At 59.5% G+C, this 22,208-nt stretch carries 26 protein-coding genes; 15 read left to right on the top strand and 11 right to left on the bottom strand.

Features of this window, described 5'->3' with window-relative positions:
* Nucleotides 1-24 precede the first annotated feature (24 nt).
* The 3 genes from GOW60_RS03295 (at nucleotide 25) to GOW60_RS03285 (ending at nucleotide 3,591) form a co-directional block, all read left to right on the top strand.
* Nucleotides 25-705: an orotate phosphoribosyltransferase gene (locus GOW60_RS03295; protein ID WP_171228209.1), complete on the top strand. Its 681-nt coding sequence runs from the start codon at nucleotides 25-27 to the stop codon at nucleotides 703-705.
* 225 nt (nucleotides 706-930) lie between these two features.
* On the top strand, nucleotides 931-2,421 hold the full coding sequence (locus tag GOW60_RS03290) for a replicative DNA helicase (RefSeq protein ID WP_171228208.1): 1,491 nt from the start codon (nucleotides 931-933) through the stop codon (nucleotides 2,419-2,421).
* Between the two features lie 123 nt (nucleotides 2,422-2,544).
* On the top strand, nucleotides 2,545-3,591 hold the full coding sequence (locus GOW60_RS03285; RefSeq protein WP_171228207.1) for a Hint domain-containing protein: 1,047 nt from the start codon (nucleotides 2,545-2,547) through the stop codon (nucleotides 3,589-3,591).
* A gap of 46 nt (nucleotides 3,592-3,637) precedes the next feature.
* Here GOW60_RS03285 and GOW60_RS03280 read toward each other — a convergent pair whose 3' ends face one another.
* The gene (locus tag GOW60_RS03280; RefSeq protein WP_171228206.1) at nucleotides 3,638-4,177 is read right to left on the bottom strand and encodes a GNAT family N-acetyltransferase; all 540 of its coding nucleotides are present in this window, start codon (nucleotides 4,175-4,177) and stop codon (nucleotides 3,638-3,640) included.
* Nucleotides 4,178-4,416: 239 nt separating this feature from the next.
* Between GOW60_RS03280 and alr the strand changes: the two genes are divergently transcribed.
* Genes alr through GOW60_RS03265 form a run of 3 tightly spaced genes read left to right on the top strand, consistent with a single transcriptional unit; the run spans nucleotide 4,417 to nucleotide 6,973 of the window.
* Nucleotides 4,417-5,451 (top strand): alanine racemase, encoded by a 1,035-nt coding sequence (gene alr / locus GOW60_RS03275; RefSeq protein WP_171228205.1) that lies wholly within the window; start codon nucleotides 4,417-4,419, stop codon nucleotides 5,449-5,451.
* Entirely contained in the window at nucleotides 5,448-6,230 is a 783-nt protein-coding gene (locus GOW60_RS03270) for an ABC transporter permease (protein ID WP_171228204.1), read from the top strand. The genes alr and GOW60_RS03270 overlap by 4 nt, the downstream gene beginning before the upstream one ends.
* Nucleotides 6,227-6,973: an ABC transporter ATP-binding protein gene (locus GOW60_RS03265; RefSeq protein ID WP_171167850.1), complete on the top strand. Its 747-nt coding sequence runs from the start codon at nucleotides 6,227-6,229 to the stop codon at nucleotides 6,971-6,973. Before GOW60_RS03270 ends, GOW60_RS03265 begins: the two co-directional genes overlap by 4 nt.
* On the opposite strand, the gene GOW60_RS03260 is transcribed toward GOW60_RS03265, so the two are convergent.
* Nucleotides 6,970-7,398: a thioesterase family protein gene (locus GOW60_RS03260; protein ID WP_152458165.1), complete on the bottom strand. Its 429-nt coding sequence runs from the start codon at nucleotides 7,396-7,398 to the stop codon at nucleotides 6,970-6,972. The genes GOW60_RS03265 and GOW60_RS03260 overlap by 4 nt on opposite strands.
* A 102-nt stretch (nucleotides 7,399-7,500) precedes the next feature.
* Between GOW60_RS03260 and GOW60_RS03255 the strand changes: the two genes are divergently transcribed.
* Entirely contained in the window at nucleotides 7,501-7,953 is a 453-nt protein-coding gene (locus tag GOW60_RS03255) for a paraquat-inducible protein A (RefSeq protein ID WP_171228203.1), read from the top strand.
* Nucleotides 7,954-8,134: 181 nt separating this feature from the next.
* Here the strand turns inward: GOW60_RS03255 and GOW60_RS21080 are convergent, their stop codons facing one another.
* The gene (locus GOW60_RS21080) at nucleotides 8,135-8,290 is read right to left on the bottom strand and encodes a hypothetical protein (RefSeq protein WP_254443819.1); all 156 of its coding nucleotides are present in this window, start codon (nucleotides 8,288-8,290) and stop codon (nucleotides 8,135-8,137) included.
* Here GOW60_RS21080 and GOW60_RS03250 point away from each other — a divergent pair.
* From GOW60_RS03250 to GOW60_RS03225, 6 genes are all read left to right on the top strand, one after another.
* A complete protein-coding gene (locus tag GOW60_RS03250; protein WP_254443818.1) occupies nucleotides 8,283-8,885 on the top strand; it encodes a DNA repair protein in 603 nt (200 codons plus the stop codon). The genes GOW60_RS21080 and GOW60_RS03250 overlap by 8 nt on opposite strands.
* A 121-nt stretch (nucleotides 8,886-9,006) precedes the next feature.
* Nucleotides 9,007-10,371, top strand: a complete 1,365-nt coding sequence (gene radA, locus GOW60_RS03245) for a DNA repair protein RadA (RefSeq protein ID WP_171228201.1) — start codon at nucleotides 9,007-9,009, stop codon at nucleotides 10,369-10,371.
* 40 nt (nucleotides 10,372-10,411) lie between these two features.
* The gene (locus GOW60_RS03240) at nucleotides 10,412-11,005 is read left to right on the top strand and encodes a CvpA family protein (protein ID WP_152458169.1); all 594 of its coding nucleotides are present in this window, start codon (nucleotides 10,412-10,414) and stop codon (nucleotides 11,003-11,005) included.
* Between the two features lie 642 nt (nucleotides 11,006-11,647).
* Nucleotides 11,648-13,171: an amidophosphoribosyltransferase gene (purF, locus tag GOW60_RS03235; RefSeq protein ID WP_171228200.1), complete on the top strand. Its 1,524-nt coding sequence runs from the start codon at nucleotides 11,648-11,650 to the stop codon at nucleotides 13,169-13,171.
* A gap of 298 nt (nucleotides 13,172-13,469) precedes the next feature.
* Nucleotides 13,470-13,718, top strand: a complete 249-nt coding sequence (locus tag GOW60_RS03230) for a hypothetical protein (protein ID WP_171228199.1) — start codon at nucleotides 13,470-13,472, stop codon at nucleotides 13,716-13,718.
* A gap of 42 nt (nucleotides 13,719-13,760) precedes the next feature.
* Nucleotides 13,761-14,405, top strand: a complete 645-nt coding sequence (locus tag GOW60_RS03225) for an SDR family oxidoreductase (protein WP_171228198.1) — start codon at nucleotides 13,761-13,763, stop codon at nucleotides 14,403-14,405.
* Between the two features lie 60 nt (nucleotides 14,406-14,465).
* Here GOW60_RS03225 and GOW60_RS03220 read toward each other — a convergent pair whose 3' ends face one another.
* The 4 genes from GOW60_RS03220 to GOW60_RS03205 form a co-directional block, all read right to left on the bottom strand.
* Complete coding sequence (locus GOW60_RS03220; protein ID WP_171228197.1) at nucleotides 14,466-15,308, bottom strand: ATP-binding protein; 843 nt, start codon at nucleotides 15,306-15,308, stop codon at nucleotides 14,466-14,468.
* A 116-nt stretch (nucleotides 15,309-15,424) separates the two neighbouring features.
* Nucleotides 15,425-16,306, bottom strand: a complete 882-nt coding sequence (gene tatC, locus GOW60_RS03215) for a twin-arginine translocase subunit TatC (RefSeq protein ID WP_171228196.1) — start codon at nucleotides 16,304-16,306, stop codon at nucleotides 15,425-15,427.
* Nucleotides 16,303-16,761 (bottom strand): Sec-independent protein translocase protein TatB, encoded by a 459-nt coding sequence (tatB, locus tag GOW60_RS03210; RefSeq protein WP_152458175.1) that lies wholly within the window; start codon nucleotides 16,759-16,761, stop codon nucleotides 16,303-16,305. Before tatB ends, tatC begins: the two co-directional genes overlap by 4 nt.
* Nucleotides 16,762-16,767: 6 nt before the next feature.
* The gene (locus GOW60_RS03205; protein ID WP_152458176.1) at nucleotides 16,768-16,983 is read right to left on the bottom strand and encodes a twin-arginine translocase TatA/TatE family subunit; all 216 of its coding nucleotides are present in this window, start codon (nucleotides 16,981-16,983) and stop codon (nucleotides 16,768-16,770) included.
* Nucleotides 16,984-17,205: 222 nt separating this feature from the next.
* Between GOW60_RS03205 and GOW60_RS03200 the strand changes: the two genes are divergently transcribed.
* Both GOW60_RS03200 and GOW60_RS03195 read left to right on the top strand, forming a co-directional pair.
* Complete coding sequence (locus GOW60_RS03200) at nucleotides 17,206-17,511, top strand: hypothetical protein (protein ID WP_171228195.1); 306 nt, start codon at nucleotides 17,206-17,208, stop codon at nucleotides 17,509-17,511.
* Between the two features lie 21 nt (nucleotides 17,512-17,532).
* Nucleotides 17,533-18,204, top strand: coding sequence for a YafY family protein (locus tag GOW60_RS03195; RefSeq protein ID WP_171228194.1), 672 nt, complete (start codon nucleotides 17,533-17,535; stop codon nucleotides 18,202-18,204).
* 61 nt (nucleotides 18,205-18,265) lie between these two features.
* On the opposite strand, the gene GOW60_RS03190 is transcribed toward GOW60_RS03195, so the two are convergent.
* From GOW60_RS03190 to GOW60_RS03175, 4 genes are all read right to left on the bottom strand, one after another.
* The gene (locus GOW60_RS03190) at nucleotides 18,266-19,432 is read right to left on the bottom strand and encodes a peptidoglycan DD-metalloendopeptidase family protein (RefSeq protein WP_171228193.1); all 1,167 of its coding nucleotides are present in this window, start codon (nucleotides 19,430-19,432) and stop codon (nucleotides 18,266-18,268) included.
* Between the two features lie 62 nt (nucleotides 19,433-19,494).
* Nucleotides 19,495-20,145 (bottom strand): protein-L-isoaspartate(D-aspartate) O-methyltransferase, encoded by a 651-nt coding sequence (locus GOW60_RS03185; protein WP_152458180.1) that lies wholly within the window; start codon nucleotides 20,143-20,145, stop codon nucleotides 19,495-19,497.
* Nucleotides 20,142-20,924 (bottom strand): 5'/3'-nucleotidase SurE, encoded by a 783-nt coding sequence (gene surE, locus GOW60_RS03180; protein WP_171228192.1) that lies wholly within the window; start codon nucleotides 20,922-20,924, stop codon nucleotides 20,142-20,144. The genes GOW60_RS03185 and surE overlap by 4 nt, the downstream gene beginning before the upstream one ends.
* 114 nt (nucleotides 20,925-21,038) lie before the next feature.
* The gene (locus GOW60_RS03175; RefSeq protein ID WP_171228191.1) at nucleotides 21,039-22,133 is read right to left on the bottom strand and encodes an ABC transporter ATP-binding protein; all 1,095 of its coding nucleotides are present in this window, start codon (nucleotides 22,131-22,133) and stop codon (nucleotides 21,039-21,041) included.
* Nucleotides 22,134-22,208: the final 75 nt, after the last annotated feature.

Below are 22,208 nucleotides of genomic sequence, written 5' to 3'. Positions count from 1 at the left end.
GTTTTCAGCCCCGAGGTTTGCGCCATGATCCCCAGTTCTTTTCCCGACAGCACCGAAATCGCCCGCCTGACTGCACGGATGCTGCTGGAGATCAAAGCCGTGCATTTCAACTCGCGGGAACCGTTCACGCTGGCCAGCGGGTTGCCCAGCCCGACCTATATCGACTGCCGCAAACTGATCTCGTATCCGCGCATCCGCTCGACCCTGATGGATTTCCTGACCGTCACGGTAATGCGGGAGGCTGGCTTTGAGGCATTCGACAACATCGCAGGCGGGGAAACGGCGGGCATCCCCTTTGCCGCCATGGTCGCCGAGCGCATGGCTCTGCCCATGACCTACGTGCGCAAGAAACCCAAGGGCTATGGCCGTAACGCCCGAATCGAGGGAGCGATGAGCGAAGGTGAGCGTGTGTTGCTGGTTGAAGACCTGACAACCGACGGCGGCTCGAAACTGTCCTTTGTCGATGCGATCCGCGAAACCGGTGCCACCTGCGGGCACACCGCCGTCATCTTCTACTATGGCATCTTCCCCGAGACCGAGAAAACGCTGGGTGATCATGGCGTCAAGCTGCACTCGCTCTGCACATGGTGGGATGTTCTGGCCGAGGCCAAGGCACAGAAAGCCTTTGATCAGGAAACACTTGATGGTGTCGAAGCTTTCCTGAACGACCCGCGCGGATGGCAAGAGGCCAATAAACCAGCGTAAACCTCTTGTGGAAGGATTGGGGATAAACCCGAAAGAATCGGGCAGGTCGCCACGATATGTGGTGACTTTTCCGACAATTCCTACATAATAAGCGATGCATATGCAGGCATCCAAGCGGTCTGGAAAGTTATCCCTAGGCTTTACCCCAAGTTAGTCACAGGTATTTCCAGATAGCTTGCGGTGACGTTTCGCGTGTAGAACCTCGGAACGGGCAGCGGGGACAAAATGAACGAGATCAGCAGTATCGAGCAGGCAGCGGCACAGATTCAAAACGCCGATACCATGCCGCATTCCATTGAGGCCGAACAGCAGCTTCTGGGTGCGATCCTGACCAATAACGACCTGTACGACCGGGTCGCCTCGATCATCGGGGCTGAACATTTCTATGATCCGGTCCATGCCCGGATTTACGAAGTGGCCTCGGCCCGCATTGCAAAGAATGCGCTTGCCTCGCCCGTGACGCTCAAATCATTCATGGCCGAGGATGAGGGCCTGAAAGAACTGGGCGGTCCCGCTTATCTGGTCAAACTGGCGGGCGCTTCGATCAGCGCATTCGCGGTGCACGACTATGCCCAGATGATCTATGATCTTGCCATCCGGCGCGAGTTGATCCGGCTGGGCCGCGACATCTCGGACAAAGCGGCGCGGGTCGATGTTTCGAGCGAGCCGAAAGAACAGATCGTCGAGGCCGAGCAGCAGCTGTACCAGCTGTCCGAGCAGGGCCAGACCGAGCAAGGCTTTCAGTCCTTCCTCAAGGCCGTCACCGAAGCCGTCAACGTCACCAACGAGGCCTACCAGCGCGGCGGCGGCATGGCCGGGATTTCCACCGGTCTGGCCGATCTGGACAAGCAATTGGGTGGGTTGCACCCGTCCGACCTGATTATTCTGGCCGGTCGTCCATCCATGGGTAAAACCTCGCTGGCGACCAACATCGCCTTCAACGTTGCCAAGGCCTACAAGCGCGGCACAAAGCCCGACGGCAGCGAAGGCGCAATCGATGGCGGCGTTGTTGGCTTCTTCTCACTCGAGATGAGTGCGGAACAGCTTGCAGGCCGGGTTCTGGCGGAAGCCTCGGAGATTTCCAGCCACAAAATCCGTCAGGGCGACATGACCGAGGCCGAGTTCCGTCGATTTGTGGATGCGGCCAAAGAGCTTGAGGCGTGTCCCCTGTTTATTGACGACACCCCTGCCTTGCCGATCTCGCAACTCGCCGCCCGGGCACGACGGTTGAAACGAACGCACGGGCTGGACTTGCTGGTCATCGACTATCTACAGCTCTGCCGCGGCATGGCCGACAACCGGGTGAACGAAATCGCCGAGATATCGATGGGCATGAAAGCTATCGCCAAGGAACTAAACATCCCGGTCATTGCTCTTTCACAGCTGTCGCGGCAGGTGGAAAACCGCGACGATAAGCGCCCGCAGCTGTCCGACCTGCGCGAATCCGGCTCGATCGAGCAGGACGCCGACGTTGTGATGTTTGTGTTCCGCGAGGAATACTACAAAGAGCGCGAAAAGCCCGGCGATCACGAACTGGAAAAGATGGAAGAGTGGAAGCAGGCGATGGAACGTCTGCACGGCAAGGCCGAAGTCATTGTCGGCAAACAGCGTCACGGACCCATCGGTACGGTCGAGTTGTCGTTCGAAGCCCAATTCACCCGCTTTGGCAATCTGGTCAAGCCCTGGCAACAGGGTGGTGAAATCGAGGGTTATTGATCGCGGACAGAACACCTGCCCCAGATATGAAACGCCAAGCCCTTTGGTGTTTTTCCTGCCCGGTGTTAACGTGACGGTGCCGTTCAACCACAACGCGCCAAACCCGCCCGGAGACCCACTGATTTGCCCGCGATCATATCGGAAATAAGATATCGCAACGGCCCGAACTTTGCTCCGGACGGAGATTTCATTGAAATCCGGGTTCCGACCGGAACCGACGTCACCGGCTTGCAGGTCGATGTTTACAACCCCAATGGCTCGGTCCGCAGTTCGACGGATGTCGACAACGGAACGATGACCACCGTGGGCGGGTTCGACTATTACGTGATTTCGGCGCGCATCAACCGGTTTGGGGCGGTCTCACTTTCGGACAATGGTTCGGTTCTCAGCTTTGTATCCTTCGACTCGCAGGTAACTGCGACACAGGGGCCGGCCAGTGGCCAAACCTCGACCCAGATCGGCAGCAACGGCACGGACGATACCGCGTCTCTGTCATCGAAGGACGGGGTCAACTTTGTTGAGGATCCCAATCCCAGCCCCGGCGCCCCCTGTTTTGTTTCGGACACCCTGATCCTGACGGACCGTGGCGAAATCAGCGTTCAGGATATCCGCCCCGGTGACAAAGTGATGACGACCGAAGGCAGCGCGGCCACCGTTCGGCTTGTTCTGTCCCGGTCATTGCGCCAGGCCGATCTGTTGAAATCACCCGAACTGCGCCCAGTCCGCATTACGGCCGGCGCCCTGGGGCACGGCCTGCCCCGCCGAGACCTGACGGTTTCGCGACAGCACCGAATGCTGGTCCGATCGGACATCGCGCAGCGCATGTTCGACACAAGAGACGTTTTGGTCTCGGCCATCCGGTTGACAGACCTGCCGGGCGTTTACGTGGATTACGATGCGACGCAGGTGGTTTATCATCACGTTGTCTGTGACCGTCACGTGGTTCTTTTTGCCGAAGGCGCGCCAAGTGAAAGCCTGTTCACCGGCCCCGAAGCCCTCAAATCCCTTCCGCCCGAAGCGTTGCACGAGCTGTTGCAGATTTTTCCCGATCTCGACTGCAATAAGGATATGGACCCTGCCTTCTATATCCCCAGCGGCAGGCGACAGAAAAAGCTGGTGGCCCGACATGTCCGGAACAGCAAGGCGATCATAGATGAGGCTCTGTTCTAGGCTCTAGATCCGAGGCCATCGACCAAAGCGAAAAAACCGATCCCGCCTACCACAGCAATGGATTGTTCAGCGCGGAAACGCATCGCGACGGGCCTTTCAGCGGTTTCAGGTCAAAACCGTCCAGCGCCTGTCCCAACCAGCCGTGCGGATGGCTGAGTTTCAGCGGTGGCTGGGCAGTATCCTCGGTGATCTGCACAAAACCCGTTTTGCAATAATAGGCCGGGTCGCCATAGGTCAGTGCCACGTCCACACCTGCGGCCCGCAAGCGATCCAGACCATAGGAAATCAGCGCCTGTCCAATACCTGTTTTTTGCCTGCCCGTTTGCACGGCCATCGGCGAGAGTATGAACACATTGCGCGTATCCTGCGAAAACGTCATCCGGGAAAAGATGGCACAGCCAAGAAGCTCGTGATCGTGTTGAGCCGTACACACCAGGATATCTTCAGGCGGCGTGCTGTTGAGCAATTCATCTACGAAAGCGCCGATTGCCGCCCCCTCCTCTGGCCCTTCCGATGCGGAAAAAACGTCTGCAAAAAGACGGATGATCTCTGACGGGTCCCGGGTCAAACCGGTAGAAAAATCCATGGCTCCCTCATGAGTTGACGCTGCGCCCGGTCTTTACCGGAACCGAACGATCCGGTTCCCAGGATCGCTTTAACGTTGATGTGAAGACAATCCCAAAACGTGCAACCATGGCGGAATGCTGCCATTTCTTCTGGTTTTATGGTGTTTTCCGTAACAACAGACCAAACACCAACATAAACCGACAGGTAAATGCGCCATTCCCTCTTGACCTTGGACGGCGCAATGTCATGAACAGTGCCATGAGTACTGCACGTTTGACGATCAATCTTCAGGCGCTCGCCAGGAATTGGCGGGCGCTCGACGCGAAAACCGGGGTCGAAACCGGCGCCGTGGTCAAGGCCGATGCCTATGGGCTGGGTGCCAGGCCCGTCAGCGATACGCTGGCCGAGGAAGGCGTTCGCAAGTTTTTTGTGGCGGCCGCAGAAGAAGGCGCCGCTGTCCGCAATGCGGTCGGCCCCGGCCCGATGATCTTTGTCTTTTCCGGCCATATGGAGGGCGACACAGACCTTCTGCGCGCCAACGACCTGACGCCGCTGATCAACTCGGGCGAGCAGTATCAGCGCCATATGGAGGCCCTGCCCGACCATCCCTTTGGCATTCAGCTGGACAGTGGCATGAACCGGCTGGGGCTGGAACCCGCCGACTGGGCCGAACTGCGCCCAAGGGCCGAGGCCCTGAACCCGGCCGTTGTCATGTCTCATCTGGCCTGCTCGGACGAGCCGGACCATCCGATGAACCGCCAGCAGCTGAAAACCTTCCGCGAGATGACCGACGGTATCGCCGCGCCGCGTTCTCTGGCTGCGACCGGCGGTTTGCTTTTGGGGCCCGAGTTCCATTTCGACTTTTGCCGCCCGGGCATCGGCCTGTATGGCGGCCTGCCCTTTGCGGATGCCAAACCCGTTGTCACCGTCGATCTGCCTGTCATTCAGGTGCGCAGATTGGCCGTGGGCGAAACTGTTGGTTACGGCAACAGTTGGGTGGCGCGCCGGCCGTCCCGTATCGCCACCGTCGCGGCCGGGTATGCGGACGGCCTGCATCGCGCCATCGGGGGCGGCATCGACGCCTTCGCCGGAAATCAGCCCTGCCCGGTTGTTGGCCGTATCTCGATGGACCTGATCACGGTGGACGTAACAGACCTGCCCAAAGACCCGGAACGCCTGCGCATCCTGAATGGCCATCAGACCGTCGATGACCTGGCCGAAGCTGCCGGTACAATTGGCTATGAAATCCTCACATCAATGGGCAATCGCTATTCGCGGGGCTATGTGGAATGATCCCGCTCACCGCGCTCGGAGGTCTGGGCCGCACGGTTCTGAGCCTGCTTGCGGCCTTTGGCCGGGTGGCATTGTTCGCGCTTGATGCGATTTCGCACATTCTGCGCCCCCCCTTCTATCCGCGCGAATTTGGCATGGCCCTGCTGAACATCGGCTGGCTGTCCCTGCCGGTCGTCGGCCTGACCGCGATTTTCACCGGCGGTGCGCTGGCGTTGCAGATCTACGCCGGCGGCGCGCGTTTCAACGCCGAAGCCGTGGTGCCCCAGATCGTCGCCATCGGCATGGTGCGAGAGCTTGGCCCGGTTCTGGTCGGCCTGATGATTGCCGCCCGCGTGACATCCTCGATCGCGGCGGAGATCGCCACGATGAAAGTGACCGAACAGATCGACGCGCTGGTCACGCTGTCCACGCATCCGATGAAATACCTCACCGCCCCGCGGGTTCTGGCCGCCCTGATCACAGTGCCGGCTTTGGTGGCAGTGGGTGACATCATCGGAATTGCCGGGGGCTACACCGTCGCCACGCAAAACCTGGGCTTCAACCCGGCCGCCTATCTTAAAAACACGGTCGATTTCCTTGAAACCCGCGACATCGTCTCGTCGCTGGTCAAAGGCGCGGCTTTTGGCCTGATCGCGGCGATCATGGGCTGTTACTACGGCATGAATTCCGGCCGTGGCGCACAAGGCGTGGGCCGCGCCACCAAAGGCTCGGTCGAGGCCGCGGCGGTGTTGATCCTGGCCGCAAACTTCGTTCTCACAGGGGTATTCTTCTCGCTATGATCCGGATGGAGAACGTACATAAGGCCTTTGGCGACAACCACGTGCTGCAAGGCATGAACCTTGAGATCCCCAAAGGCACCTCGATGGTCATCATCGGCGGTTCAGGTACCGGAAAATCGGTCGCGCTGAAATGCATTCTGGGCCTGATCAAGCCCGACAGCGGCATGATCTATGTGGACGGCAAAGACGCCAGCAAGGGCGACCGAGATGCCTTTCTGGCCCGGTTCGGAATGCTGTTTCAGGGCGCGGCCCTGTTTGATTCACTGACCGTCTGGCAGAACGTCGCCTTCCGCCTGCTGCGTGGCTCGTTGAAACGCCCGACCGAGGAAGCCCGCGAAATCGCCATCGAAAAACTGCGCCGCGTAGGTCTGAAATCCGACGTAGCCGACCGCTTTCCGGCGGAACTTTCAGGTGGGATGCAAAAACGTGTGGGTCTGGCCCGCGCCATCGCCGCCGAGCCCGAGATCATCTTTTTCGACGAACCCACCACCGGTCTTGACCCGATCATGTCCGGCGTCATCAATGACCTGATCCGCGAGATCGTGACCGAGATGGGCGCCACCGCGATGACCATCACCCACGACATGAGTTCCGTCCGCGCGATTGCCGACAACGTCGCCATGCTGCATGGAGGCGTGATCCAGTGGACCGGCCCGGTGGGCCAGATGGATGCGTCGGGTGATCCCTACGTGGAGCAGTTCATCAGCGGGAGCGCAGAAGGGCCGATTGAGGCGGTGCGTTAATCTTCGCTCTTTGCCAGCCACTTTGCCGAGCGTTCGATAACGTCCTGAGGAATAGCTTCGGCGCGCCTTGTCTGCAGGTTGAGCAAGACGCATTTGAAAACCGTCGAGAATGTCGTTTCACCGTCCATCACTCGAACTAATTTGTGGCTGAAAGTCATGGACTTCGTTCCTACTTTCAGGATTTCGCTTTCCATTTGGATCGCCTCGCCGGCACTCAACTCCGCAAGGAAATTGCTTTCTGCATGGACCACCGCAAAGGATAGCTTTCTTCCTGACCGCATGTCTTCGGACGTCAGCCCCAACTCTGCCTGCAACGCAAAAACGGAATCCGAACATGCCGCAAAATACTTGGACACGTTCATATGCCCCAGAAAATCACAGTCCGATGGATCGACAATTGACTTGAAGGCCACAAAACCCGACATCATTCCTCCCCGTCTAAAAATAACTCAGTGGCGAGTGCTGGTTTAAGGTAACCATATCAAATCATCGCCGCAAATTTCGAAATCTTACCTAGACGCCTAGTCATGCCCCTCCGCCTCGCCACTCTCTCGCTCCTGATCCTCTACCCCATCGCGTGGTTCGCCCCACTGATGCGTGCGGGGTTTCTGCCGATCTTCGGCCTCAGCGAAATCAGTGTCATCACCGGGCTACAATCCTTGTGGAAATCCGACGTCTTCCTCGCGCTGATCGTCACCATATTCGCCCTTTTCGCGCCCTACATCAAAACCATCGGCACCGCGCTGATCCAATGGAACCTGCTGGATGCCCGCGTCCAACCTGCGCTCAATATCCTTGGCAAACTGGCCATGGCCGACATCTTCCTGATCGCGCTTTACATCACTTTGGCCAAGGGCATCTCATACGCCACCGTTGAGACCGCATGGGGTCTCTACCTGTTCACAGCCTGCATTCTGGCCTCTATCGTTGTGGGCCATATTACAGAGATGACATCCACTTCACGAAAAGCTCAGACCTAATTGATTGAAAACACAAATCTAAGTATCATCTTCATATTTCGAGCAGCAGTGTTTTGTAGTTTTCGGGTCCGCAGCGGATCGCACGCAATCGTTAGATTACCTTCCGCTTTGGCCCGGTGTGTACCGGTTTGAGAAGGAGTTCGACGATCATGGCCGCCCTCCACAGTATTACATTGCAATTTCAGAATGCCTTTTTAAGACTGACTTTTTTCCTGATCTGTTTGGCGGCCTTATTGGCCGTTTCAGCCACACTTTTATCCGCTTTTGGCGTATTGCCCTGGCTCTCGATGCAGGCCGGATTTGGCGAGGCACCGGCAAAGGATGCCGGCATGTTCATCCAGATTGGCCTGACAGCGCTGATTCTCATGCTGGCGTTTTACCTGCCGGCAAATGCCCGAATGATGGCGCTGGAAAACAACCACCGCAAATTTGCGCTCAATATGCATGACATCGCGGACGCGTATCAAATGGCCCATGCCGCCGATCGCGGCGGGCTGTTCGTGATGTCGTCCGAGTTTGACGCCGTCAAGGAACGTATAGGGTTTCTGCGCCAGCACCCCGACCTGCAATCGCTCGAGCCCGAGATCCTGGAACTGGCCGCGCAGATGAGCCAGATCAGTCAGGAACTGGCCCGGACCTATGGCGATGCGCAGGTCGAACGCGCACGGATGTTCCTGCAACAGCGACAGGAAGAGATCGAACTGTTTCAACAGCGTCTGGAAGAGGCGCAGGTCATCCAGAACGAATTGCGCCAGTGGACGCGCGATGTGGAAATGGAAGAGACGATCGCCAGGTCGCAACTTACCCGCCTGCGGGATGAGTTGTTCGAGCTTCTGCCCGAATTGTCGACCCAACTGCACACACCGCGCAACAACGGCTCCTCAAAGGCGTCCAGCGTGGTTGCAATGTCGCCCCTTCGACCGGCGGAATAGGCGCGCCAGCGCCCGCTTCGGGCGATGGCCCAACCGGGCCTGAGGCCGCAGCGCGCCATCGGCGGTGAGGAAAGCCCGCAAGGGCTTGAAGAACCGCCCAAGCTCGGGCACCAAGTGCGTCATGGCAAAGACGACATCCTTCTCCTGCTCGGCCTGCGGTGCGACGCATACACGATGGTCCGGACGCTGCGACGGTTGCGGCGAATGGAACACCATTGTTCAGGACGCGCCCATATCGACTGGCCCGGCCAGAAAATCCCTCGGCGGCAAACGCGGCCAGTCCATCGCACTCACGGATTTGTCCACCGAGGAAACACCGCCGCCCCGCACCCTCTGCGGGGTCGAGGAGCTGGACCGCGTCTTGGGCGGCGGGCTGGTCCCGGCCTCCGCCCTTTTGGTGGGCGGAGACCCCGGCATCGGGAAATCCACCCTGCTGCTGCAAGCCGCAGCGCGTTTCGCGCGTGCGGGCGTGAAGACCATCTATGTCTCGGGCGAAGAAGCCAGCGCACAGGTTCGTATGCGCGCCCGCCGTCTTGGGCTTGAGGACGCCCCCGTTCAACTTGCTGCCGAAACCAACCTGCGCGACATCCTCACGACGCTGGAGGCCGAAAAACCGGGCCTGGCCATCATCGATTCGATTCAGACGATGTGGGCGGACAATGTCGACAGCGCACCCGGTTCCGTGTCACAAGTCCGGGCTGCGGCCCATGAACTGACCACGTTTGCGAAACGGCACGGTGTTTCGATCATCATGGTTGGCCACGTCACCAAGGAAGGCCAGATCGCGGGCCCTCGTGTGGTCGAGCACATGGTTGACACCGTCCTTTATTTCGAGGGCGAGCGCGGCCACCAGTTCCGCATCCTGCGCGCGGTCAAGAACCGCTTTGGGCCAGCGGACGAAATCGGCGTGTTCGAGATGACCGGCAAGGGTCTGGCGCAAGTGACCAACCCCTCGGCCCTGTTCCTGTCCGAACGTGGCAGGCCAAGCCCCGGCTCTGCTGTTTTTGCGGGCATTGAAGGCACCCGTCCCGTGCTGGTCGAATTGCAGGCTCTGGTCGCACCCTCGCCCCACTCACAGCCCCGCCGCACCGTTGTTGGTTGGGACAGCGGGCGGTTGGCGATGATCCTTGCGGTGCTCGAGGCCCGCTGCGGCATTCCTTTTGCCGGGCTCGACGTCTATCTCAACGTCGCAGGAGGTCTGAAGGTCAGCGAACCCGCCGCCGATCTGGCTGTGGCCGCCGCCCTTCTGAGTGCCCGCGAAGACACAGCATTGCCCGCCGACACGGTCGTATTCGGAGAAATCTCGCTGTCCGGGGCACTTAGACCGGCCCCACAGACCGAAAACAGGTTGAAAGAAGCGCAAAAACTTGGTTTCACGTCGGCAATTGCTCCGGCTGGTGGCAAAACCGGCACTGTGGCAGGTCTGACACTCACCCGACCCTCTGATTTGGTGGGGTTTGTTGGCGAAACCTTCGGAGCAGGTTAAAGTCGCGCCCCGAGGGGCAGAAAAAGAACAGGCGAGGGCCATGGAAGGTTTTACAATAATTGACGGGGTCGTCGCCCTGATCATCGTGCTGTCGGGCTTGCTGGCCTACTCACGTGGCTTCATGCGCGAAGTTCTGGCCATTGCAGGCTGGGTCGCGGCGGCCGTTCTGGCATTCATCTTTGCGCCACAGGCTGTACCGCTGGTCAAAGAAATCCCGGTGGTCGGAGATTTCCTGCGCGACAGCTGTGAACTTTCGGTGATCACCGGCTTTGCAGCCGTCTTTGCCTTGGCTTTGATTGTGGTCAGCATCTTCACACCGCTGTTTTCATCGCTGGTGCAGCGCTCGGCTTTGGGTGGCCTGGATCAGGCGCTGGGGCTGTTCTTCGGCATCGCGCGCGGTATTCTGCTGGTTGCAATCGCCTTCTTTGTCTATGACACGGTCATGACTGGCCAGTCCTATACAATCGTTGACGAAAGCCGTTCGGCCAAGGTGTTCGAGCAGTTCAGCAGTCAGATTGAAGAGCAAAACCCCGAAGCCGCTCTGGGTTGGGTGACTGCACAATACGAGGAACTGGTTGCCAGCTGCACGGCAGGAAACGAACAACCCGAAACCACGGCACCAGCTGACGGGTAAACTCAAGGTGCATTGCATGATGAAAGCCCGGCACTGTCCGGGCTTTTTCTATTCAAACGTACCCTTCCCCGCCACAAACCGTGCAGCGGATCGTTTTCAACCCAAAACACCCATCGCACCGGCTGGAAATCGGTTTTCCAAGAATATCCCGGCTTTTGACAACTTCGCCTGCCCCGTTGCAGATCTGACAGGGCGCCCGGCCCATTCCCCGGCACCTGTGGCACCGTTGTTTAATCCGCTCCTGCTTCTTTTGAGGTTTATGTTGCCACATTCCGGCCCTTTGCGTGCTTCACCCATCCTGATTTGCACATATTAATTGGCATGACAGCACATATGATTGCACATGTCATCTCCTTCGTGAACTTGCCCCGATCTGCGAAATCCTGACCTGCGGCAATAGGTGAGTGTGATCCTTTGATGACAGCCACGCCATTAGGCATTATGTGGAGGCCAACCCGCCACGGAATCGGAGCCACCGATCTTGTTCTTTCTGTTCGAATGCGCGCTGGTCGTTGTGATGGTCGCCCTAATGGCGTCGTTTTCGCCTGCCACCAAACTGACAGCACGCGCCGTGCAGAGGATCCGAAGCCGAACGGCGGTCAACCCTCAGGTCAAATCGTCATAGAAGTTGGAGCCCCGTAAATGTGTGGGATTTTGGGAATCGCAAGCCGGACACATGATGTGTTTGCCGAAATCTATGACGGGCTGCTGATGTTGCAGCACCGGGGTCAGGATGCCTCAGGGATTGTGACCTACAACGGCGAGTTCTTCCGCGAAAAGAAGGCCAACGGTCTGGTCAAGGATGTGTTCAACGCCCAGGATGCAGAAACCTTGTTGGGTCGTGTGGGCATGGGGCATGTGCGCTATCCGACGGCGGGGTCCCTCAGCGCGGCCGAAGCGCAGCCTTTTTTCGTGAACGCCCCTTACGGCATCTATCTGGTTCACAACGGCAACATCACCAACACTGCTGAGCAGCGCGAAAAGGTTACCGGCAAATACAGCCGTCACCTGCGCACCACGTCAGACTCTGAAATCCTTCTGAACGTCCTGGCCGACAAAGTGGCGGACGCGATCAAGGTGAATGGCAACGGCGAACCCATCCGCAATCTGTTTGCCGGTGTGAAGATGACGATGGAACGCGTTCAGGGCGCCTATTCCGTGATCTGTCTGGTCGCGGGTGTCGGTATGTTGGCCTTCCGCGATCCGTTTGGCATTCGCCCACTTTCGGTCGCCAAACGCGAAGTGGACGGGGACGGTGATGATTATGCCTTTGCCTCGGAAGACGTGGCCTTTGGCATCAACGGCTTTGAAAAGCTGCGTGATCTTCGCCCGGGTGAGGCGATCCTGATCGATCTGGACGGCAACATGCACGAGTTTCAGGCGGTCGAAGGCAAGCTGACGCCCTGCATATTCGAGTATGTCTACCTGGCGCGCCCGGATTCTTTGCTGGACGGTGTTTCGGTCTACAAGACGCAGATGCGCATGGGCCAGACGCTGGCGAAACAGATTCAGGATTCAGGGCTGGAAATAGATCGGATCATCCCGGTGCCCGACAGCGCCCGCCCCGTGGCCCTGGAAGCCGCAAAGATCACCGGCATCCCCTATCGCGAAGGGCTGGTGAAAAACCGCTATGTCGGGCGTACGTTCATCATGCCGGGTCAGGCGGAACGGCAGAAATCCGTCCGCCGCAAGCTGAATGCCGTGCCGCTGGAATTCGACGGCCACAGTGTTCTGCTGATCGACGATTCCATCGTACGGGGCAACACCATCAAGAAGATCGTTCAGATGTGCCGCGATGCCGGGGCCAAGAAAGTCTATGTCGCCAGCGCCTCGCCGCCGGTGAAATACCCCAATGTCTACGGTATAGACATGCCCACCAAGGCCGAACTGATCGCGAACGGCAAGGAAATCGAGGAGATCCGCGAAGAACTGGGTGCCGACGCCCTGTTCTATCAGCACCTGGAAGATCTGATCTGGGCCGCCAAGGAGGGCAATCCCGAAATCGAAGCCTTCGACTGTTCCTGTTTCGACGGCAAATACATCACGGGCAGCGTCAGCGAAGACTATCTGGACAATCTTGAGAACAGCAGCCGTGTCAGCCAGAAGCGCGCCGACATGCAGGTTCCGGGCGGGTCCTGGAATGCGGCGAAACTGGCCTCGGGCTGAGCGGACGAAACGGGACTGACACAGTCAGTTTTCCGTTCTGAAAAGCGAATCAAAACGGCGGAACATCCCGGCCAGCCAACAGCTTTCGGCCGGCCTGATTGCTGTCATGTGATGTGGATGAGTGGAAATTTGCCACAACCAGTCGGCGAATTCCGCGCAATCACAAGGGCTTTTTTCAAGGGCGCCAAATCGTGATGACACCTGTCCTTGCAGCGCTTTTGTTCGCTTGAGCGTTTTGCTATCCGGCCGCGACCACTCACGCAAGAAGGGGTCCGGGCCACGTCCCGGTCCGCAGATCATGTCAAATGCCAAAGTCCAAAGCGCGGCCACACAGCGGGGCGCGCTGAAGAAGAATTCCGTCTCGGTTCTGGGCGTATTCGGGCCGAAAGCGGATATGCGCGCCCTGATGCGACTGTCATCAGGCCGCGTGAAAGAAGTAAAACCCGGAAGCCGCGTTGCCTCGGGCACAATTGTCGCGATTGATGAGCATGGCATAATGCTGCGACAAAGCGGCCAGACCCGGCGTATCGCCATCCCCGGCGGCTGATCACATCTTGACGCCCCGCGCGCGGGGGTTCAAACCGCAGGCATGACCGATACGACCAAAATCGCCCTGATAACCGGGGCCTCGCGCGGGTTGGGCGCTGCCCTGGCCGAAGCGCTGGCGCCCGAATACCACATCGTCGCCGTCGCCCGGACCACTGGCGGGCTGGAAGAACTGGACGATCGCATCAAGGCCAAGGGTGGCTCTGCCACGCTGGCACCGATGGACATCACCGATCCGAACGCGATGGCAACCCTGTGCCGCGGGATCCATGACCGGTGGGGCAAGGTGGATTTGTGGCTGCATACGGCCATTCACACCTCGGCGCTGACGCCGGTACATTTCGTCGACCCCAAGGAATGGACCAAGGCAGTCAACACGAATGCAAACGCAACCTCGGTTCTGATCCCATATGTCTCGCCCCTGCTGGGTGAAAACGGCCACGCGGTGTTTTTTGATGACCCGAAGGCCGGTCAGAAATTCTATGGCATCTACGGAGCCACCAAGGCCGCGCAAATGGCCCTGGCCCGCAGTTGGGCGGCCGAGACCGAACGCACCGGTCCGCGCGTTTCGATCGTGGAACCCGCACCGATGCCGACCGCCGTGCGTGCCCGGTTCCACCCGGGCGAAGATCGCGATGCACTGACGAGCACGGCTGATGAGGCCGCCCGGATACTGGCGCTGCTTTAGGAAATGGCCCTGACGGGCCATGCCTCCGGCGGGGATATTTTGAGCCAGATGAAGCTGGAATCAGACGATATGAACGCCGTTGCGCCCGGCCAGATCGACGAAGAACTGCCACGCGACACGGCCTGAACGCGATCCGCGCGTGGCCTGCCATTCGATTGCTTCGGCACGCAGGATTTCGGCATCGACCGAAACGCCATAGGCGGCACAATAGCGGTCGATCATGGCAAGATATTCGTCCTGATCGCAGGGGTGGAATCCCAGCCACAGACCGAAGCGGTCGGACAGTGAAACCTTTTCCTCGACCGCCTCTGACGGGTTGATGGCGCTGGAACGTTCGTTTTCAATCATGTCCCGCGGCATCAGGTGACGGCGGTTCGAGGTCGCGTAGAACACCACGTTTTCCGGGCGACCTTCAATACCGCCATCCAGAACGGCCTTGAGCGATTTGTAGTGCTGGTCATCGTGACTGAACGAGAGGTCGTCGCAAAACAGGATGAACCGATAAGGCGCCGCGCGCAGGTGGTTCAGCAGACGCGCGACCGAGGCCATATCCTCGCGCTGTAGCTCCACAAGCTTCAGGTCAGGATGATCTGCACTCAGCGTGCCGTGGACGGCCTTTACAAGGCTGGATTTGCCCATCCCGCGCGCGCCCCACAACAGTGCATTGTTTGCCTTGTAGCCGGCGGCGAAGCGGCGGGTGTTGTCAAGTAACGTGTCGCGCGACCGATTGATGCCGACCAGCAGATCCAGATCGACGCGATTGACCTGTTCGACCGGTTCCAGGCGTTCCGGTTCCACATGCCAGACAAAGGCCGGGGCCGCATTGAAATCCGGTGTGGCCAAAGGCGCCGGCGCCATGCGCTCCAACGCGGCAGCAATACGGTTCAGGGCTTGGTCGTCCATCGGCTCCTCCGGTCAGATACGGATCGGTTCAAAGCACGTTCTGATTGGCGCAACAAGGCCCGCGAACGAAAAAGGCGCGCCCGAACGGGGCGCGCCTCGACTGTTGTTTCAGCAGGTTACTTGTCGTCTTCGAATTCCCGCATCAGATCTTCGTCCGCTTCGGCTTCTTCATCATCGTAGTAGCCGTCGGCCCGCAACTGCTCTTCCCGCTTCTTTTCAACCCGGGCCACCAGGAAGATCGAAATCTCGTAGAGGCCATAGACCACGACAAAAAGGATAATCTGCGTGATCACGTCAGGAGGCGTCACGATCGCCGCCAGCACCAGAATGCCGACCACCGCATATTTGCGAACGGCCCCCAGCCCCTCGGCGCTGACCAGCCCTGCCTTGCCCATCAGGGTCAGAAGAACCGGCAATTGGAAGCACAGCCCAAAGGCCACGATGAACTTGATTGTCAGGTTCAGGTATTCCTGTGCCGAACCCTGAAACACCACGCTCAGCGGTGCCGCCGTCGCGCCATCGGCCACGGCTTCGCCTTCAGCGCCGAATTGCTGGAACCCAAGGAAGAAGTCATAGGCCAGAGGCGTGACGACGTAGAAGGCAAAGCTGGCGCCCAGAAGGAACATGAAGGGCGAGGCCAGCATGAAGGGCAGAAACGCATTCTTTTCCGACTTGTAGAGGCCCGGAGCCACAAAGCGCCACATCTGCATCCCGATATAGGGAAACGCCAGAATGAAGCCCCCCAAAAGCGAAACCTTGATCGCGACAAAGAACCCTTCCTGCGGCGAGATGAAGATCAGGCCGCAATCCTGTCCGCGCTCGGTCAGGACCTCACACAAAGGGTTGGTTAGAAAATTGAAGATCGGCGTGGCCACCGTAAAGCAGATGATCATCCCGACCAGAAAAGCCACGACGCAGTGGATCAACCGCGTACGCAGCTCGGCCAGGTGCTCGATCAATGGGGCCGAGGTATCTTCGATCTCGTCGGTCTTGGTCATGTTTCGCCTTCAGTCTTCAGCGCCGCTTCGGCTTCTTCGGCCTTGGCCAGGGCCTCGGCAGCTTCCTTGGCCTTGCGCTCGGCGGCAGCGCGGGCCGTTGAGGCCTGAATTTTCTTGGCCTGTTCGGCTCGCTCGGCTGCCAGTTTGCCGGTTTCGCTGTCAGGATCGAACTTGGTGGGATCCATGCTTTTTGCCATATCCTGCGCGGCTTGTTTCACGCCGTCCATGGCCGAGCCAACAGGATTCGCGGCGGCGTTGAGACCTTTCTTGATCTCGTTCACACCGGCCTGATCGGCAGCCTCGTTCATGGCGCTGCTGAATTCGCGTGCCATGCCACGGGCCTTGCCGACAAACCGCCCGACATTGCGGAACAAAACCGGCAGGTCCTTCGGCCCGACGACGATCAGGGCGACAATGCCGATGACCAGAAGTTCGGTCCAGCCCAGATCAAACATCTGCGCTTACGCCTTGTCTTTCTCGGTTTCAGGCGTGACGTCCTTGGCCAGTTCCGACGCGTCCTGTTCCAGTTCTTCCGAACCGTCCTTCACGCCCTTCTTGAACGCGGTGATGCCTTTGCCGACTTCGCCCATCAGCGAGCTGATCTTGCCGCGACCAAACAGAACCAGAACCACAACGGCGATCAGCAGAAGACCGGGAAGGCCAATATTGTTCAGCATCTCATTTCTCCTTTTTCATCGGCGCCCTTGTGCGCCGGGAATATGAACTGGGTGCGTGTTTACGCCCCCAGGCCCCGTCCCAAAAGGGATCCGGCACAGATTGAGGGCGAAAATTGACCTCATCTGCAAAAAACTATGGGCTCGCATTTTCCAACTGACAGGTTTATGTCAGTTGGAAGTGGCTAGAACGATGGCATCGAAACCTGGTCAACGGAGACTCACATGACCCATGTTGCTGAAATCGTCACCTTCACTCTTGCCAACGGCACCACCCCTGAAGAGTTCGTAAAGCTCAGCAAGGCATCCGAAGCCTTTGTTCGCAGCGCACCCGGCTTTGCCCACCGACGGCTCAGCCAGGGCGCAGACGGCAGCTGGACGGACTATGTCGTCTGGACGGACATGAAGGCCGCGCAGGACGCTGCGGCACAGTTCCCGCAACAGGAATGTGCAGCAGGCATGATGGCAGCCATCAACCCTGAAAGCGTTCAGATGCGCCATGAGGCTGTATTATGGAACATGACTGCCTAGGCGCGGTCCGGACGGCGTGTCATGCGCCGAACTGACCGCCTGTTCGATATCATCCAGATCCTGCGCGACGGCAAACTGCACCGCGCGCAGGACATCGCGGACCGGCTGGAAGTGTCGGTCCGTACCATCTATCGCGACATGGACACGCTGGTCGCCTCGGGCGTTCCGGTCGAAGGAGAGCGCGGCGTGGGGTACATGGTGCGCGAGCAGATCACCCTGCCGCCGCTGAATCTGACCCCGGCCGAGCTTGAGGCCCTGAACCTCGGCATGGCGATCGTGGCCGAAGCCGCAGATCCAGACCTGAAAGCCGCCGCGAACTCTCTGGCAGACAAGATCGACGCCGTTCTGCCCACACAGGTTGTGGCCGAAGCCGATAGCTGGAAATTCGCGGTCTACCCTTTTGCAGATGCAGCCCGCGGGCTTGCACATATGGCTCCGATCCGCGCGGCCATCAAATCACGCCAAAAGCTTCGGCTGTCCTACCGCCGTATTGACGGCGTTCTGACTGAACGCACCATCCGCCCCTTGCATATGGAATACTGGGGACGGGTCTGGACACTTACCGCATGGTGCGAATTGCGCAACGGCTTCCGCGTCTTCCGCATCGACCTGATCGAATCCGTCTCGCCGCTGCCAGAGATCTTCGCGGACGAACCCGGCAAACGCCTGAGCGACTACCACCCAAACGCCTGACACACTTCATCTTTTCAAAAATACTCCCGCCGGAGGCATGGCCCGAAAGGGCCATACACCCTCACTTCAGGTAGGGGTCCGGATCCACCGATTCAAACCCCTTGCGCACCTCGAAATGCACATAGGCATCGTCCCCGCCCCTCAACTGCGCCAGCTTTTGTCCACGGCGTACACGATCCCCTTTCTTGACGGTGATCTCATCAACATTGGCATAGACCGTCAGCAGATCATTATTGTGTTTGACCACGATGATCGGCACCTGATCCGCGTCTGCGGTAATCGCCGCTACGGTTCCGGCCTCAGCCGCGGTGACGGCTGTGCCGGGGGCCGCAGCGATGTCGATACCTTCGTTCTTGCCCTTTTCATAGCCGCGGATGATGGTGCCGCTGACCGGCAGGGACAGGGCCGTAGATCGCGTGTTTGTCGGGGCTTCGGCCGTCACATCAGGGGCTTCAGCGCGCGGCGCGACCTTTTCGTCGGGCAAGGGCTGCGTGGCACTTGGAGGCGTCGGCGTCGGCGACCCCTGCCCCGGCTCCGTTACCTCGGTGGCCGCAACCGGTGCCGCTGCAGCAGCGCTTTGACGTGGCGCGGACTGGTTCTTGACCGGGATCAACAGAAACTGACCTTCACGCACGGTGAAGTCGGACCCCAGGCCGTTCCATTCCGCCAGCGATTCCACCGGCACCTGATAGAGGCGCGAGATCGTGTAAGCCGTTTCGCCGCGCTTGACCTTGTGGCGGACAGGTTCCGGCCCGCTTGCGACGGGCGCCGGGGCTGGCTTGGCAGGCTCCAGCGTCGTTGTCCGGACGCCCCCCGTTTCAGGGGCCTGATCAATGGCGGCTCCGGCAACTGATGCGATATCTACGCCACTGCCTGCACCTACCGAACGCGGCAAGGCGAGAACTTCGCCCTCTCGCAGGGTGTCGGTTGTCTGAAGGCCGTTGAACCGAGACAGCTCACCCTCGGGCAGGCCGACACGCGCGGCCACATCGCGCACCGTGTCGCCGCGTCGGGCCACGACAACTTGGTAGTTCGGATAGGTTATCACCCCCCGGCTGTCGGGCGACGGGCGCGACGTCGTTGCCGACTGCACTGCATCAGTGGTCGAAAATCCGCCGACCTGACCGCGCAGGTCATAATCCAGTGGCCCTTCACACCCAGCCAGAATGGCCAGAGCGGCCACTCCGGTCGCGCAGCGACGCATAGCTGATTTGGATACTGCACTCATATTTCTGTCCTCAACGCCTGCCCCTGTTGTCCGGGGTTTCGACGACCAATTTATCAAGCCTGTTACGCCTCGTCCTTGCCAAGCCCCTCAAGCAGAGGCACGAAACGGACCGACGTCAATTCTTCATAGTCCAGACCGGCCTCGGTGCGCGTTACTTTGATCAACTGCTGCACCGTGTCCGACTGACCCACGGGTAAAACCATAATACCCCCGATTTTCAGCTGCGCCAAGAGCGGTCCCGGAGGGTCTTCGGCCGCGGCCGTCACGATGATCCGATCAAACGGAGCCTGTTCCGGCAAGCCAAAGGATCCATCCGACAACATGGCCGTGATATTCGTAAGCCCCAGATCGGCAAAAAGCTTCCCTGTCTCGCTGACCAGCCGCCGATGGCGTTCAACCGTATAGACCCTGCGCGCCAGTTTCGACAGGATTGCGGCCTGGTAACCTGACCCGGTTCCGATCTCGAGCACGGTATCGCGCGGCCGAACGTCCAGCGCCTGCGTCATGAGACCAACGACCGACGGCTGACTGATCGTCTGACCGCAGGAGATCGGCAATGGCATGTCCTCGTAAGCGCGATCTGCGAACAGGCCGGTGACAAAGCGGCCCCGATCAACCTGTTCCATTGCCTCCAGAACGCGCGCATCCGTGACCCCCCGTTTGCGCAGGGCAAACAGGAACTGCATCACGGTTTCCGGGTCCAGTCCGCTCATTCGACCGCCTTCAATGCCTCCAGCATGTCATATGCGGTCAAGTCGGCACGCATCGGCGTAACCGAGATATAGCCTTCCAGATTGACCGCAGCATCCGTTCCCGGCGCAGTCGGGTTATGCTGATAGCCACCCTTGATCCACAGGAACCGCCGCCCCGAGGGCGAGCTGTGCGGCTCGACCGAAAAATGCGTGTCGCGCCGGAAACCCTGCGCGGCAACGCGCGTACCGCGCACTTCATCTGCCGGGACAGGTGGGAAGTTCACGTTGTAAAACAAGCGGTAATCGCCCTGCTCGACCGGGGTTGCATCCAAAATACGCCGGACCAGATCGGCCCCGAACCGCGCGGCAGCCTCGAACGGGTCGTCCAGCCCCAGATTTCGCGGGCCGAAATACTGTGACAGAGCAATCGCAGGTACCCCCTGCAGCGCCGCTTCCATCGCTCCGCCGATAGTGCCCGAATAAAGCGTGTTCTCGGCCGAGTTGTTGCCCCGGTTCACGCCGGACAGGACCAGATCTGGCGGGCAGTCTGACATCACGTCATGCAGCCCCGCCAACACACAATCCGCAGGCGACCCTTCCGCCGCATAACGCCGTTCTCCCAACTTGGCGATCATCGTGGGATGGGTATAGCTGATGCAATGCCCGACACCCGATTGTTCAAAGGCGGGCGCGACCACCCAGACCTCACCATCCGGACCTGCCAGTTCGGCAGCGATCGCCTCCAGCGTGATCAAGCCCGGAGCGTTGATCCCGTCATCATTGGTCAGAAGAATACGCATGTGCCCGATTTACCCCCGCGTTTGGCCCTTGATAGACCCAGCCCCGCGATGCGGCAAGCGACGCGACCCTGCAATCTGAGGCTTTCGCGCACCACTTGCACGGAAATCGCGAGGTTAACTCTGCGTCTCGGGGAAAACGAAACATTTGTCGCGACGAATGGTCAGCCACATGACACGGCCCGGATTGGGCACAAAGACATTGGGGACCGTCGCCCTGAGGATCGAGCCGTCGTAGTCCATGCGAAACTCGACCAGGCTTTCGTTTCCCAGAAAACGCGCACGCTCGACCACGCCCCGCGCGGCAACGCCATCAGTTGCGGTCGGCAGCGGGCCCTTGCCGTTGCGGTCGAAATCCAGTTTGACATGCTGGGGGCGAAATACGATCTCGACATCCGTTCCATCCGGAATACCCGGCGCCAGAAACTGGCCGAACGGCGTGTCTGCCAGCGCTCCGTTCACCTGCGCCCGCAACACGTTGACATCACTGAAAAAGGCCACGGCCGCCTTGTCCGCCGGCCGGGTATAGACATTGTATGGCGCGCCCTGCTGGACGATCTTGCCGCGCCGCATCAGCGCGATCTCATCCGCCATCCGCATCGCCTCTTCCGGTTCATGCGTAACCAGCAGAACGGCCGCATCCTCTTCCTTGAGAATGGACAGCGTCTCATCCCGAATACCGTCGCGCAGACGGTTGTCGAGGCCCGAAAAGGGCTCGTCCATCAGCATGATCCGGGGCCGTGGCGCCAAAGCGCGGGCTAGGGCCACACGTTGTTGCTCGCCGCCCGACAGCTGATGTGGGAACCCGTCGATGAACCGCATCAGGTCCACTTTGCGCAAAAGCTCTTCGACCCGGGCTCGTTTTTCGTCCTTGCTGCCTTTCAGGCCAAAGGCCACGTTGTTGGCCACGCTCAAATGAGGAAACAGCGCAAAGTCCTGAAACATCAACCCGATCTCGCGCCGCTCTGGGGGCACCCGAAACACGGTGTCGCAGATCAGTTTGCCATCGACGTAGATCTCGCCCGAGTCTTGCATCTCGACCCCGGCGATCATGCGCAGGGTGGTGGATTTCCCGCAACCTGACGGCCCCAGCAAACACGTCACCTTGCCGGCCTGCACGGTCAATGAAACGTCATCCACAACAACCCGCCCCTCGAACCGGCGAATAATGTTGCGAATTTCCAGACGCGGAGGAGTTGCGTTACCTGTCACCGATGGACCCCATTGCCTTTCCCGATCAAATCCATCGGGCTTGGGCGGGGATAGCAACCCCGCCCCTCAGGTGCA

It is taken from the genome of Ruegeria sp. HKCCA4008 (assembly GCF_013033125.1).
Taxonomy (GTDB): Bacteria; Pseudomonadota; Alphaproteobacteria; order Rhodobacterales; family Rhodobacteraceae; genus Ruegeria.
This window is presented reverse-complemented; position numbering and strand designations above follow the sequence as displayed.

Excerpts from the sequence above, each read along its gene's own strand:
- GOW60_RS03230 (WP_171228199.1), top strand. The coding sequence starts at position 13,470 with ATGTCAAATGCCAAAGTCCAAAGCGCGGCCACACAGCGGGGCGCGCTG.
- GOW60_RS03220 (WP_171228197.1), bottom strand. The coding sequence starts at position 15,308 with ATGGACGACCAAGCCCTGAACCGTATTGCTGCCGCGTTGGAGCGCATG.
- tatB (WP_152458175.1), bottom strand. The coding sequence starts at position 16,761 with ATGTTTGATCTGGGCTGGACCGAACTTCTGGTCATCGGCATTGTCGCC.
- GOW60_RS03280 (WP_171228206.1), bottom strand. The coding sequence starts at position 4,177 with ATGGATTTTTCTACCGGTTTGACCCGGGACCCGTCAGAGATCATCCGT.
- GOW60_RS21080 (WP_254443819.1), bottom strand. The coding sequence starts at position 8,290 with ATGAACATGCCGGCATCCTTTGCCGGTGCCTCGCCAAATCCGGCCTGC.
- GOW60_RS03250 (WP_254443818.1), top strand. The coding sequence starts at position 8,283 with ATGTTCATCCAGATTGGCCTGACAGCGCTGATTCTCATGCTGGCGTTT.
- GOW60_RS03190 (WP_171228193.1), bottom strand. The coding sequence starts at position 19,432 with ATGAGTGCAGTATCCAAATCAGCTATGCGTCGCTGCGCGACCGGAGTG.
- GOW60_RS03295 (WP_171228209.1), top strand. The coding sequence starts at position 25 with ATGATCCCCAGTTCTTTTCCCGACAGCACCGAAATCGCCCGCCTGACT.
- GOW60_RS03195 (WP_171228194.1), top strand. The coding sequence starts at position 17,533 with ATGCGCCGAACTGACCGCCTGTTCGATATCATCCAGATCCTGCGCGAC.
- GOW60_RS03185 (WP_152458180.1), bottom strand. The coding sequence starts at position 20,145 with ATGAGCGGACTGGACCCGGAAACCGTGATGCAGTTCCTGTTTGCCCTG.
- alr (WP_171228205.1), top strand. The coding sequence starts at position 4,417 with ATGAGTACTGCACGTTTGACGATCAATCTTCAGGCGCTCGCCAGGAAT.
- GOW60_RS03260 (WP_152458165.1), bottom strand. The coding sequence starts at position 7,398 with ATGTCGGGTTTTGTGGCCTTCAAGTCAATTGTCGATCCATCGGACTGT.
- GOW60_RS03270 (WP_171228204.1), top strand. The coding sequence starts at position 5,448 with ATGATCCCGCTCACCGCGCTCGGAGGTCTGGGCCGCACGGTTCTGAGC.
- GOW60_RS03225 (WP_171228198.1), top strand. The coding sequence starts at position 13,761 with ATGACCGATACGACCAAAATCGCCCTGATAACCGGGGCCTCGCGCGGG.
- purF (WP_171228200.1), top strand. The coding sequence starts at position 11,648 with ATGTGTGGGATTTTGGGAATCGCAAGCCGGACACATGATGTGTTTGCC.
- surE (WP_171228192.1), bottom strand. The coding sequence starts at position 20,924 with ATGCGTATTCTTCTGACCAATGATGACGGGATCAACGCTCCGGGCTTG.
- GOW60_RS03255 (WP_171228203.1), top strand. The coding sequence starts at position 7,501 with ATGCCCCTCCGCCTCGCCACTCTCTCGCTCCTGATCCTCTACCCCATC.
- GOW60_RS03240 (WP_152458169.1), top strand. The coding sequence starts at position 10,412 with ATGGAAGGTTTTACAATAATTGACGGGGTCGTCGCCCTGATCATCGTG.
- radA (WP_171228201.1), top strand. The coding sequence starts at position 9,007 with ATGGCAAAGACGACATCCTTCTCCTGCTCGGCCTGCGGTGCGACGCAT.
- GOW60_RS03265 (WP_171167850.1), top strand. The coding sequence starts at position 6,227 with ATGATCCGGATGGAGAACGTACATAAGGCCTTTGGCGACAACCACGTG.
- GOW60_RS03205 (WP_152458176.1), bottom strand. The coding sequence starts at position 16,983 with ATGCTGAACAATATTGGCCTTCCCGGTCTTCTGCTGATCGCCGTTGTG.
- GOW60_RS03200 (WP_171228195.1), top strand. The coding sequence starts at position 17,206 with ATGACCCATGTTGCTGAAATCGTCACCTTCACTCTTGCCAACGGCACC.
- GOW60_RS03290 (WP_171228208.1), top strand. The coding sequence starts at position 931 with ATGAACGAGATCAGCAGTATCGAGCAGGCAGCGGCACAGATTCAAAAC.
- tatC (WP_171228196.1), bottom strand. The coding sequence starts at position 16,306 with ATGACCAAGACCGACGAGATCGAAGATACCTCGGCCCCATTGATCGAG.